General features: G+C 69.5%; 11 protein-coding genes. 9 read left to right on the top strand and 2 right to left on the bottom strand.

Features of this window, described 5'->3' with window-relative positions:
- Window positions 1–189: 189 nt before the first annotated feature.
- The 6 genes from eccD (at window position 190) to ACZ3X1_RS10595 (ending at window position 7,360) form a co-directional block, all read left to right on the top strand.
- Complete coding sequence (eccD, locus tag ACZ3X1_RS10620) at window positions 190–1,695, top strand: type VII secretion integral membrane protein EccD (RefSeq protein ID WP_356814338.1); 1,506 nt, start codon at window positions 190–192, stop codon at window positions 1,693–1,695.
- A gap of 181 nt (window positions 1,696–1,876) precedes the next feature.
- Window positions 1,877–2,164 carry a 30S ribosomal protein S15 gene (gene rpsO, locus ACZ3X1_RS10615; RefSeq protein WP_030011220.1) on the top strand — a complete coding sequence of 96 codons (288 nt, stop codon included), beginning with the start codon at window positions 1,877–1,879 and terminating at the stop codon, window positions 2,162–2,164.
- A 307-nt stretch (window positions 2,165–2,471) separates the two neighbouring features.
- Window positions 2,472–4,694 (top strand): polyribonucleotide nucleotidyltransferase, encoded by a 2,223-nt coding sequence (locus ACZ3X1_RS10610; RefSeq protein ID WP_356814368.1) that lies wholly within the window; start codon window positions 2,472–2,474, stop codon window positions 4,692–4,694.
- The gene (locus tag ACZ3X1_RS10605) at window positions 4,691–6,070 is read left to right on the top strand and encodes a M16 family metallopeptidase (protein WP_356814336.1); all 1,380 of its coding nucleotides are present in this window, start codon (window positions 4,691–4,693) and stop codon (window positions 6,068–6,070) included. The genes ACZ3X1_RS10610 and ACZ3X1_RS10605 overlap by 4 nt, the downstream gene beginning before the upstream one ends.
- 69 nt (window positions 6,071–6,139) lie before the next feature.
- A complete protein-coding gene (dapB, locus tag ACZ3X1_RS10600; RefSeq protein WP_356814334.1) occupies window positions 6,140–6,892 on the top strand; it encodes a 4-hydroxy-tetrahydrodipicolinate reductase in 753 nt (250 codons plus the stop codon).
- 15 nt (window positions 6,893–6,907) lie between these two features.
- Window positions 6,908–7,360, top strand: coding sequence for a hypothetical protein (locus ACZ3X1_RS10595; RefSeq protein WP_467278616.1), 453 nt, complete (start codon window positions 6,908–6,910; stop codon window positions 7,358–7,360).
- A gap of 56 nt (window positions 7,361–7,416) precedes the next feature.
- On the opposite strand, the gene ACZ3X1_RS10590 is transcribed toward ACZ3X1_RS10595, so the two are convergent.
- Together ACZ3X1_RS10590 and ACZ3X1_RS10585 are read right to left on the bottom strand one after the other, a co-directional pair.
- The gene (locus ACZ3X1_RS10590; RefSeq protein WP_356814330.1) at window positions 7,417–7,986 is read right to left on the bottom strand and encodes a hypothetical protein; all 570 of its coding nucleotides are present in this window, start codon (window positions 7,984–7,986) and stop codon (window positions 7,417–7,419) included.
- Window positions 7,987–8,034: 48 nt separating this feature from the next.
- On the bottom strand, window positions 8,035–8,274 hold the full coding sequence (locus ACZ3X1_RS10585) for a hypothetical protein (protein WP_030651221.1): 240 nt from the start codon (window positions 8,272–8,274) through the stop codon (window positions 8,035–8,037).
- Between the two features lie 223 nt (window positions 8,275–8,497).
- Between ACZ3X1_RS10585 and thyX the strand changes: the two genes are divergently transcribed.
- The 3 genes from thyX (at window position 8,498) to ACZ3X1_RS10570 (ending at window position 12,143) form a co-directional block, all read left to right on the top strand.
- Window positions 8,498–9,238 (top strand): FAD-dependent thymidylate synthase, encoded by a 741-nt coding sequence (gene thyX, locus ACZ3X1_RS10580; protein WP_356814328.1) that lies wholly within the window; start codon window positions 8,498–8,500, stop codon window positions 9,236–9,238.
- A 200-nt stretch (window positions 9,239–9,438) separates the two neighbouring features.
- Complete coding sequence (gene dapA, locus ACZ3X1_RS10575) at window positions 9,439–10,338, top strand: 4-hydroxy-tetrahydrodipicolinate synthase (RefSeq protein ID WP_356814327.1); 900 nt, start codon at window positions 9,439–9,441, stop codon at window positions 10,336–10,338.
- A gap of 119 nt (window positions 10,339–10,457) precedes the next feature.
- Window positions 10,458–12,143 (top strand): ribonuclease J, encoded by a 1,686-nt coding sequence (locus ACZ3X1_RS10570; RefSeq protein ID WP_356814326.1) that lies wholly within the window; start codon window positions 10,458–10,460, stop codon window positions 12,141–12,143.
- Window positions 12,144–12,572 lie beyond the last annotated feature (429 nt).

Raw genomic sequence — 12,572 nt, 5'->3', positions numbered from 1 at the left:
TCAATCCCTCGAAAACGGACGGGACGTCGCAACCGGCGCCCCCAAGTCCCGGGCGCGAAGGGGGTATCCCCCACGCGACGGTGATCCTACTTGCCGACTGTCGCTCATACGCCCGGTAGGGTGTCGCGCGCAGCATGCGCATCCGCGAATCGAGCACGGGCGCGGACACCAACCAAGGGGGTCACGCAGGTGAGTACGGCCGGGACGACGGGTTTCTGCAGGGTCACCGTCGTGGCCCCCGACAGCCGCATCGACGTCGCCCTCCCCGAGGACATCGCCGTCGCCGACGTCTACCCCGAGCTGCTGCGCCTCACCGGCCAGACCCAGCCCGTCGGCGCCCCGACCGGCTTCCACCTCGTACGCCGTTCCGGGACCGTCCTCGACGGGGCCCGCACCCTCGCCGCCCAGCAGGTCCTCGACGGCGAGGTGCTGAGCCTGCGCCCCTTCGCCGAGTCCCTGCCGCCGGCCGTCTTCGACGACGTGTCCGACGCCGTCGCCTCCGCCGTCGTCCGCGACCGGCACCGCTGGAGCGACGACATGCTGCGCGGCGCCGGGCTGGCCGGCGCCGCGGTGCTGCTCGTCATGCTGGGCTTCGTCCTCTGGTACGCCGACCCCGTCCGCCACGACATGCACGGCCTGCCCGGGATCATCGCCGGTGCCGTCGGCGTCCTGCTCACCGCCGTCGCCGGGGTGCGCGCCCGCGTCTACCGGGACCGCCTCTCCGCCGTGGCCCTGGGCCTCGGCGCCCTCCCGCACCTGCTGATCGCCGGATCCGGGATCATCGGCCCCGCCGTCGGCGACGGCCCCGGCCGGCTCCAGTTCCTCCTGGGCTGCGTCTGCGTCCTGGTCGCCTCCGTCGCCCTGGTCGCGCTCACCCCCAGCGGCGACGCCCCCTTCGTCGCGGCCACCTTCGTCGCCGCCACCGGCACCCTCGCCACCTTCGCCGCGATCGCCGCCGAAGCCTCCGCGACCTCCACCGCCGCCGTCTGCGCGCCCGTCGCGATCGGCCTCGTCGCCTTCCTCCCCGGCCTCTCCGCCCGCTTCGCCCGGCTGCCCATCGGCTACGCCGCCCCGCAGAGCGCCATCGAGGATTACGAGACCCCGGACCGCTACGAGACCGAGCCGTACGGCGACCAGCCCGGCGCCGACCAGAACGAGCAGGGCGCCCCGCTCGACGCCGAGGCGATCGCCGCCCAGGCCCGCCGGGGCCACGAGATGCTGCTCGGCCTGGTCGGCGGCTGCGCCGCGGTCGCCGTCGGAGCCGCCGCCGTCCTCGGCTTCTCCGACAACACCTGGGGCCGCCTCCTGGCCCTGGCCACCGGCCTCGCCATGCTGCTGCGCGCCCGCCTCTTCCGCTACACCTCCCAGGTGGTGTGCGCCCTGGCCGCCGGCCTCGCCGCCGTCGCGCTGCTGATCCTGGGCCTCTCCCTGCACCCGCCGCAGGCCCTGCTCGAAGCCCTCGTCCTGGAGCAGGACCGCAGCGGCCTGGACCTCCGTACGATCTGGCTCACCGCCGCGGTCGCCGCCGGCGCGGCACTCCTCGCGGGAATTGCGCTTGTCATCCCCCGCAAGGGCCTGTCACCCTTCTGGGGAAGGCTGCTCGACCTCACCGAGGCGGCGGTCCTGCTCAGCCTGGTGCCCCTGACCCTGGCCGTGCTCGACGTCTACGCCCGGGCCCGCGCTCTCACCAGCTGAGACGGGGCGGAGCGGCAGCCTGGTACGCTGTGTGACGGCCGTTTGTGTACGCGTCCCCCGGATCCCTTCGAAGGGTCTGTGGACTGCGCTCAGCGGACCCCGCCTCCCGAGTAACGGAAGCTCCCCAGAGACTCAGACCTGGGGCACTCGGTGGCAACGAAGACCAAAACGAGGAGTACGCGTGCCGCTCGACGCCGCTACGAAGAAGCAGATCATCACCGAGTTCGGTGCCAAGGAGGGCGACACCGGCTCCCCCGAGGTCCAGGTCGCGATGCTCTCCCGCCGCATCTCGGACCTGACCGAGCACCTCAAGACCCACAAGCACGACCACCACTCCCGTCGTGGTCTGCTGATCCTGGTCGGCCAGCGTCGCCGCCTGCTGCAGTACCTGGCCAAGAAGGACATCCAGCGCTTCCGTACGCTGGTCGAGCGCCTCGGCATCCGCCGCGGTGCGGCCGGCGCCAAGTAAGACGCCGTGAAGGGAGCGGTTCCCACATCCGGGGGCCGCTCCCTTTGCTGTACGTGCGATACGGACCGGTCCCTTTGTAGTCTGGAACGGACGCACGTGTACGTCCGACGACGAGACGTGCACAACTGAAGAGGAGGAGCGCCCTCCCACGCCGCCGGTCCTCGGTAGTGGCACCCGGAATGCCCCGCACGGGCAACGAACCGGGTGCTTCGATCGAAGACCGGCCAGCACGCCAGGAGCGCTTCTCCGCAACCGTCCTCCGCCACACGGGCGGCGGACGGAGACGACGAAAATGGAGAAAACGCTAGTGGAGAACGAGACCCACTACGCCGAGGCCGTCATTGACAACGGTTCCTTCGGCACCCGCACCATCCGCTTCGAGACGGGCCGTCTGGCCCGCCAGGCCGCCGGCTCCGCCGTTGCCTACCTGGACGACGACACGATGGTGCTGTCCGCCACCACCGCGTCGAAGAAGCCCAAGGACCAGCTCGACTTCTTCCCCCTGACGGTGGACGTCGAGGAGCGGCAGTACGCGGCCGGCAAGATCCCCGGCTCCTTCTTCCGCCGTGAGGGCCGTCCCTCCGAGGACGCGATCCTCACCTGCCGCCTGATCGACCGCCCGCTGCGCCCGTCCTTCAAGAAGGGCCTGCGCAACGAGATCCAGGTCGTCGCCACGATCATGGCGCTCAACCCGGACCACCTGTACGACGTCATCGCGATCAACGCCGCGTCCGCGTCCACCCAGCTCGCCGGCCTTCCCTTCTCCGGCCCGATCGGCGGCGTCCGCGTCGCGCTGATCCGCGGCCAGTGGGTCGCCTTCCCGACGCACACCGAGCTCGAGGACGCCGTCTTCGACATGGTCGTCGCGGGTCGCACCCTCGAAGACGGCGACGTCGCGATCATGATGGTCGAGGCCGAGGCCACCGAGAAGACCATCGCCCTCGTCAAGGGCGGCGCCGAGGCGCCGACCGAGGAGGTCGTGGCCGCCGGCCTCGACGCCGCGAAGCCGTTCATCAAGGTCCTCTGCAAGGCGCAGGCCGACCTGGCCGCCAAGGCCGCCAAGCCCGAGGGCGAGTTCCCGGTCTTCCTGGACTACCAGGACGACGTGTACGAGGCCCTCGCGGCCGCCGTCAAGGGCGAGCTCTCCCAGGCGCTGACCATCGCGGGCAAGCAGGACCGCGAGGCCGAGCTGGACCGCGTCAAGGAGATCGCCGCCGAGAAGCTCCTCCCGGCCTTCGAAGGCCGCGAGAAGGAGATCTCCGCCGCCTACCGCAGCCTGACCAAGGCCCTGGTGCGCGAGCGCGTCATCAAGGACAAGGTCCGCATCGACGGCCGCGGTATCACGGACATCCGTACCCTCGCCGCCGAGGTCGAGGCCATCCCGCGCGTGCACGGCTCGGCGCTGTTCGAGCGTGGCGAGACCCAGATCCTGGGCGTCACCACCCTCAACATGCTCCGCATGGAGCAGCAGCTGGACACCCTCTCCCCGGTGACCCGCAAGCGCTACATGCACAACTACAACTTCCCGCCGTACTCCGTCGGCGAGACCGGCCGCGTCGGTTCGCCGAAGCGCCGCGAGATCGGCCACGGCGCGCTCGCCGAGCGCGCGATCGTGCCGGTCCTGCCGACCCGCGAGGAGTTCCCCTACGCGATCCGCCAGGTGTCCGAGGCCCTCGGCTCCAACGGTTCGACGTCCATGGGCTCGGTCTGCGCCTCCACCATGTCGCTGCTGAACGCCGGTGTGCCCCTCAAGGCCCCCGTCGCCGGTATCGCCATGGGCCTGATCTCCCAGGAGATCGACGGCAAGACCCACTACGTCGCCCTCACCGACATCCTCGGTGCTGAGGACGCCTTCGGCGACATGGACTTCAAGGTCGCCGGCACCAAGGAGTTCGTCACCGCGCTCCAGCTGGACACCAAGCTCGACGGCATCCCGGCCTCCGTCCTGGCCGCCGCCCTCAAGCAGGCCCGCGACGCCCGCCTCCACATCCTCGACGTGATGATGGAAGCGATCGACACGCCGGACGCGATGTCCCCGTTCGCCCCGCGGATCATCACCGTCAAGATCCCGGTGGACAAGATCGGTGAGGTCATCGGCCCCAAGGGCAAGATGATCAACCAGATCCAGGAGGACACCGGCGCCGAGATCACGATCGAGGACGACGGCACCATCTACATCGGTGCCTCCGACGGCCCGGCCGCCGAGGCCGCCCGTGCGACGATCAACTCGATCGCCAACCCGACCATGCCGGAGGTCGGCGAGCGCTACCTGGGTACGGTCGTCAAGACCACCACCTTCGGTGCCTTCGTCTCCCTCATGCCCGGCAAGGACGGTCTGCTGCACATCTCGCAGATCCGCAAGCTCGCCGGTGGCAAGCGCGTGGAGAACGTCGAAGACGTGCTCGCGGTCGGCACCAAGGTGCAGGTCGAGATCGCCGAGATCGACCAGCGCGGCAAGCTCTCCCTGGTCCCCGTGATCGAGGGTGAGACCGCCGACGCCGATGCGGACAAGGACGACTCCGACAAGTGACGTCGCGTAGTTCCCGTGTGACGGCCCGCCCCTCTTCGGAGGGGCGGGCCGTCGCCCGTACCCAAACCCTGCTCAAGGGGCGGAACGGCATCGGCACCGTCCGCCGCACCGTCCTGCCCGGCGGACTGCGCGTCGTCACCGAGACGCTGCCCTCGGTCCGCTCCGCCACCTTCGGCATCTGGGCACACGTCGGCTCCCGCGACGAGACGCCCACGCTGAACGGCGCCACGCACTACCTGGAGCACCTCCTCTTCAAGGGCACGCACAAGCGCAGCGCCCTGGACATCTCCTCCGCGATCGACGCGGTCGGCGGCGAGATGAACGCCTTCACGGCGAAGGAGTACACCTGCTACTACGCCCGGGTGCTCGACACCGACCTGCCGCTCGCCATCGACGTGATCTGCGACATGCTCACCGGCTCGCTGATCCGCGAGGAGGACGTCGACGCCGAGCGCGGCGTCATCCTCGAAGAGATCGCGATGACCGAGGACGACCCGGGCGACATGGTCCACGACCTGTTCGCGCAGACCATGTACGGGGACACCCCGCTGGGCCGCCCCGTCCTCGGCACCGTCGACACGATCAACGCCCTCGGCGCCGACCGGATCCGCCGCTTCTACAAGAAGCACTACGACCCCCGCCACCTGGTGGTCGCCGCGGCCGGCAACGTCGACCACAACAAGGTCGTACGGCAGGTCCGCGCCGCCTTCGACAAGGCCGGGGCCCTCACGCACACCGACGCCGAGCCGATCGGCCCGCGCACCGGCACCCGCCGCATCCGCACCTCCGGCCGCGTCGACCTGGTGAGCCGCAAGACCGAGCAGGCCCACGTGGTCCTCGGCATGCCCGGCCTCGCCCGCACCGACGAGCGCCGCTGGGCGCTCGGCGTGCTGAACACCGCTCTGGGCGGCGGCATGTCCTCCCGCCTCTTCCAGGAGGTCCGGGAGAAGCGCGGGCTCGCCTACAGCGTGTACTCGTACACCTCGGGCTTCGCCGACACCGGCCTCTTCGGCGTGTACGCGGGCTGCCGCCCCAACCAGGTCCACGACGTGCTGCGGATCTGCCGCGACGAGCTCGAAAAGGTCGCCACCGACGGGCTCGGCGACGACGAGATCAAGCGGGCCGTCGGCCAGCTCTCCGGCTCCACCGTCCTCGGACTGGAGGACACCGGCGCGCTCATGAACCGCATCGGCAAGAGCGAGCTGTGCTGGGGCGACCAGATGTCGGTCGACGACATGCTGGCCCAAATCGCCGCGGTCACCCCGGACGACGTCCGCTCGGTCGCACAGGATGTACTGGCCCAGCGGCCCTCGCTGGCGGTGATCGGCCCGTTGAAGGAGAAGCAGGCCGCCCGCCTCGACGAGGTCGTCGCCTAGGGGGTGTCTCCCTGATCCGCCTGATCGACAAGACACCCCTTGATTCCGTACGTAGGTAAGGAAGTGACTATGAGCAAGCTGCGAGTGGCAGTCCTCGGCGCCCAGGGCCGCATCGGCTCCGAGGCGGTCAAGGCGGTCGAGGCCGCCGAGGACATGGAGCTGGTCGCGGCGCTCGGCCGCGGCGACAAGCTGGAGACGCTGGCCGAGTCCGGCGCCCAGGTCGCGGTCGAGCTGACCACCCCCGCCTCGGTGATGGAGAACCTGGAGTTCCTCGTCCGCCACGGCATCCACGGCGTGGTCGGCACCACCGGCTGGACCGAGGACCGCCTCGCCCAGCTGGACTCCTGGCTCGCCGCCTCTCCGCAGACCGGTGTGCTCATCGCGCCGAACTTCTCCATCGGCGCCGTCCTCACCATGAAGTTCGCCGCCCAGGCCGCCCGCTACTTCGAGTCCGTCGAGGTCGTCGAGCTGCACCACCCCAACAAGGTCGACGCCCCCTCGGGCACCGCGACCCGTACCGCGCAGCTCATCGCGGCCGCCCGCGCCGAGGCCGGCCTCGGCGCGCAGCCCGACGCCACCGCCACCGCGCTGGACGGCGCGCGCGGCGCGGACGTCGACGGCGTCCCCGTCCACGCCATCCGCCTGCGCGGCCTGCTCGCGCACCAGGAGGTACTCCTCGGCGGCGAGGGCGAAACCCTGACCATCCGTCACGATTCCCTGCACCACAGCAGCTTCATGCCGGGCATCCTGCTCGGCGCGCGCCGCGTGACGCAGACCCCGGGCCTCACCTTCGGCCTGGAAAACTTCCTCGACCTGGGCTGACCGGACTGATTCACGATGCGCGCGAAGATCACGTACTTCATCACGGCCGCCGTCCTGGTCGTCTACTTCGTCCTGGTCGGCAGCCGGGGCCTGCTGCTGATCCAGCAGGGAACCCCGCTCACCGTCACCTTCGGGGTGGCCGTGCTGATCCTGCCGCTCATCGGCATCTGGTTCCTGTGGAAGAACACGCAGTTCGTCACCAAGGCCAACCAACTCGCCGGCGAGCTGGAGGCCGAGGGCGGGCTGCCCGTGGACGAGCTGGAGCGCGACCAGTACGGCCGGATCCTGCGGGACTCGGCCGACGAGGTCTTCGCACGCCGCAAGGCCGAGACCGAGGACGCGCCGGGGGACTGGCGCAGCTGGTTCCGGCTCGCCGTCGCCTACCACGACGCTCGGGACACCCCGCGGGCGCGCAAGGCCATGCAGCGGGCGATCGCCCTCCACGACAAGAAGCCCGTACAGGTCTGACACCTGTACGGGCTCACCGTGGCGCGTCCCGTCACACCCCGGGACCCGGGGCGGTGTCAGGCGGGCACGGGCCGGTACTCCTCGGCCCATGCCTCGACCGTGTCGGCGGCCCGGTCGAAGGCCTCCGCCCGCGACAGGAAATCGGCGTTGTGGTCGGTCAGCAGCACCGGCGGTTCCTCGACGCCGCGGGCCGACACCGTCAGCGCCTGCCCCTGCACGGTCCTCGGCAGTCCGAGCCAGCGCACCGGCTGCTGCACCGTGCGGATCTCGGTGACCTCGTTCCACGGGATTGTGCGGGTTACGAAGAACCCGATCCGGCGCAGACCCGTACGGCTGACCCACACGCCCACGCGCAGCATCTGCAGCGCCGACGCGAGGACGGCGAGAGCGGCGACCAGGCAGGCGCCCGCTCCGGCCCAGCCCCCGCCGGCGAAGGCGATGATCATCGTGGCCAGGAGCATGAAGGCGGACAGCAGGAGCAGCACCGCGGAGATGGCCACGCGCCAGGGGCCGGGCCGGTAGGGCCGCCGCCAGCGGTCGTGGTCGTCGTCGGCATGGGCCAGGACCTCGTCGCCGACGTCATCCGCATCGGACACGCCGTCGGCCGTCAGGAAGGGCAGGGGCACGGCTGGACCTCACTCACATGCACGTTCGGTTGGGCTGTGCCCGTGAGGCTACCGCCCCTCGGACGCAGTCGACTGCTGCGACTTCTCCGGTGCCTTGTTCGGCTGCAGCGCCGGTATGCCGAAGAGCAGCGAGCCGGCCAGCCCCGCGACCACGGTCAGCCCGACCAGACTACGGGCGGCCAACTGGGCTTTGCCCAGCCGTTCGCGCGGCGGTGGGGTGACGTTGCTGCGGAAACGGTCGGCCTCGGCGACGAAGGCGAACGGAACGGGTTCGCGCCGGCGAAACATGAGAGCGAATCTCCTCGGGCTCGATGCGGTGCGTTCTGTCCTGTAGGACGTACGGGACCTTCAATCGGTGCCGGATTTCGGGACATTACCCAAAAAACATGGCTGTGCGTCAGCTGCACGGCAGCCGTGCGGAGGCCCGGGCGGCAGGGCGGCTTGCGCGGGGACCCGCGAGGCGCGCCGTAGAGTGGGCGCGCCCCAGGACGCGATTTTGGAAGGACCCCCGGTGAGCGAGACCGCCGCTTCAGATCTGAAACCCAGCTTCCGCAGCGACGTGACGGTGGAGCTGGTGAAGCACTCCGCCGCCGACTCCGACGTACTGTGGGCGGCCCGCGTCTCCACGGCCGGCGAGCAGTCCCTGGACGAGCTCCAGAAGGACCCGGAGCGTTCCAAGGGCCTGATCAACTACCTGATGCGGGACCGGCACGGCAGCCCCTTCGAGCACAACTCGATGACCTTCTTCATCAGCGCCCCGATCTTCGTCTTCCGGGAGTTCATGCGTCACCGCGTGGGCTGGTCGTACAACGAGGAGTCGGGCCGCTACAGGGAGCTCGAACCGGTCTTCTACGTCCCCGACGCCGAGCGCAAGCTCGTCCAGGAGGGCCGCCCCGGCAAGTACGTCTTCGTCGAGGGCACCAGCGCGCAGCAGGAGCTGACCGGCCGCGTCATGGAGGACTCCTACGTGCAGGCCTACGAGGCCTACCAGGAGATGCTCGCCGCAGGCGTCGCCCGCGAGGTGGCCCGTTCGGTCCTGCCGGTGGGCCTTTTCTCCTCGATGTACGCCACCTGCAACGCCCGCTCGCTCATGCACTTCCTGGGCCTGCGCACCCAGCACGAGCTCGCGGCCGTCCCCTCCTTCCCGCAGCGGGAGATCGAGATGGTCGGCGAGAAGATGGAGCAGCACTGGGCCAAGCTCATGCCGCTGACGTACGCGGCCTACAACGCCAACGGTCGTGTTGCCCCGTAAGGCCCGTTACACCCGCGGCGTACAGATGTACGGACTCAAGTCCGAAGTGTCCGTATTGCGGCGTTTCGGAAACTTCATCTAGGCTGATCAAACGGACCCGGCACTGCTTGAACCCCCGAGCAGGCAGTGCCGGCGTCCAACACCCCGTTGACGTCCCCCGAGGGGACACCGCGAGCATGGCAGCGAGTAGCGTGTTACCCATGGCTCCGATCTCGACTCCGCAGACCCCCTTCGGGCGGGTCCTCACCGCCATGATCACGCCGTTTACGGCGGATGGCGCACTCGACCTCGATGGCGCGCAGCAGCTCGCCGTCCACCTGGTGGACGCAGGCAACGACGGCCTGATCGTCAACGGCACCACCGGTGAGTCGCCCACCACCACCGACGCGGAGAAAAACGACCTCGTACGAGCCGTCCTCGAAGCCGTCGGAGACCGCGCCCACGTGGTCGCCGGCATCGGTACCAACGACACCCGGCACACCCTCGAACTGGCCCGCGAGGCCGAGCGCACCGGCGCCCACGGCCTGCTCGCCGTCACCCCGTACTACAGCAAGCCGCCGCAGGAGGGCCTCTACCGGCACTTCACGGCGATCGCCGACGCCACCGAGCTGCCGGTCATGCTCTACGACATCCCCGGCCGCAGCGGTGTCCCGATCGAGACCGAAACCCTGGTCCGGCTGGCCGAGCACCCCCGTATCGTGGCCAACAAGGACGCCAAGGGCGACCTCGGCCGCGCCGGCTGGGCGATCGCGCGCAGCGGCCTTGCCTGGTACTCCGGCGACGACATGCTGAACCTGCCGCTCCTGTCGGTCGGCGCCGTCGGTTTCGTCTCCGTCGTGGGCCACGTGGTCAGCCCCGACCTGCGCGCCATGCTGGAGGCCCACCTCGCCGGGGACGTCCAGAAGGCCGCCGAGATCCACCAGAAGCTGCTGCCCGTCTACACCGGTATGTTCCGCACGCAGGGTGTGATGACCACCAAGGCCGCGCTGGGCCTGCAGGGCCTGCCCGCCGGCCCGCTCCGGCTCCCGCTGATCGAACTGACCGACGAAGAGACGGCCCAGCTCAAGATCGATCTTGCTGCGGGCGGGGTACAGCTCTGACAACAGACTTCACAACTCAATAAGCATGACCGAACAAATACAGAGCAACAGCAAGTGCACGAATGACATGCGCGCCACGTGCCTTCCGGGTACGTGGCGTGCGTGGTGAGGAGACACTTTTGAGCCATCCGCATCCGGAACTCGGTCCGCCGCCGAAGCTGCCCAAGGGCGGCCTCAGGGTCACCCCCCTGGGTGGCCTCGGTGAGATCGGCCGCAACATGACGGTCTTCGAGTACGACGGCCGCCTCCTGATCGTCGACTGCGGCGTCCTCTTCCCCGAAGAGGAGCAGCCGGGCATCGACCTGATCCTGCCGGACTTCTCGTCCATCCGGGACCGCCTCGACGACGTCGAGGGCATCGTGCTCACGCACGGTCACGAGGACCACATCGGCGCCGTTCCGTACCTCCTGCGGGAGAAGCCGGACATCCCGCTGATCGGTTCCAAGCTGACGCTGGCCCTCATCGAGGCCAAGCTCCAGGAGCACCGCATCCGCCCCTACACCCTTGAGGTGAAGGAGGGCGAGCGCGAGAACCTGGGCCCCTTCGACTGCGAGTTCATCGCGGTCAACCACTCCATCCCCGACGCGCTGGCCGTCGCGATCCGCACCGGCGCGGGCATGGTCGTCGCCACCGGTGACTTCAAGATGGACCAGCTCCCGCTGGACAAGCGCCTCACCGACCTGCACGCCTTCGCGCGTCTGAGCGAGGAGGGCATCGACCTCCTGCTGTCGGACTCGACGAACGCCGAGGTCCCGGGCTTCGTCCCGCCGGAGCGCGAGATCTCCGGCGTCCTGCGGAACGTCTTCGCCAACGCCCACCACCGGATCATCGTGGCCAGCTTCGCCAGCCACGTGCACCGCATCCAGCAGATCCTCGACGCCGCCCACGAGTACGGCCGCCGGGTCGCCTTCGTCGGCCGCTCGATGGTCCGCAACATGGGCATCGCACGCGACCTGGGCTACCTGCGCGTCCCGCCCGGACTCGTCGTGGACGTCAAGACGCTCGACGACCTGCCGCCCCACGAGGTCGTCCTGGTCTGCACGGGCTCGCAGGGCGAGCCGATGGCGGCCCTGTCCCGCATGGCCAACCGCGACCACCAGATCCGGATCGTCCCCGGCGACACCGTGATCCTGGCGTCGTCCCTGATCCCGGGCAACGAGAACGCGGTCTACCGCGTGATCAACGGCCTGACCCGCTGGGGCGCGAACGTCGTGCACAAGGGCAACGCCAAGGTGCACGTCTCGGGCCACGCCTCGGCCGGCGAGCTGCTGTACTTCTACAACATCTGCAAGCCGCGGAACCTGATGCCGGTCCACGGCGAATGGCGCCACCTGCGCGCCAACGCCGAGCTCGGCGCCCTGACGGGCGTCCCGAAGGACCGGATCGTCATCGCCGAGGACGGCGTGGTCGTCGACCTGATCGACGGCAAGGCCCGGATCTCCGGCAAGGTGCAGGCCGGCTACGTGTACGTGGACGGCCTTTCGGTCGGCGACGTCACGGAGTCCTCGCTGAAGGACCGCCGGATCCTCGGCGACGAGGGCATCATCTCGGTCTACGTCGTGGTGGACAGCACCACCGGCAAGGTGGTCAGCGGCCCGAACATCCAGGCCCGCGGCTCCGGCATCGACGACGGGGCCTTCGGCCCGGTCGTCACGAAGATCGAGGAAGCCATCGCCCGCGCGGCCGCCGACGGCGTGGCCGAGCCGCACCAGATCCAGCAGCTCATCCGCCGCACGATGGGCAAGTGGGTCTCGGACAGCTACCGCCGGCGTCCGATGATCCTCCCGGTCGTCGTCGAGGTCTGATCCAGCCCTCGCCGTAGCGCCGTCACCGGAGCGGGGCAACCGGATTTGCATCCGGGGGCCCCGCTCCAGTACGTTTACGTCTCCACCCCGCAAGACACCCAGGCACACACGTGTGTCCGGGCCGAGTCATGCGGGCGGGTGGGAATCAGACCGGGGAGACCTGATAAAGTCTGATCCGCCCGAAAGGGAAAGGCCTTCCAACGGCCGCCGAATTCAATTCCGAACCGACTGCGACCTTCGAGAAGCAGGACGCGGAAATGGTCTGGTAAGGTTGGAGCCGCCGGAAAGGGAAACGCGAAAGCGGGAACCTGGAAAGCGCCGAGGAAATCGGACGCGAAAGAGTCTGATAGAGTCGGAAACGCAAGACAGCAGAACGAAAGCCCGGAGGAAAGCCCGCGAGGGTGAGTACGAAGGAAGCGTCCGTTCCTT

It is taken from the genome of Streptomyces sp. NPDC023541, assembly GCF_055559995.1.
The sequence above is the reverse complement of the archived record's forward strand: the minus strand, read 5'-3'. Positions and strand labels throughout refer to the sequence as shown.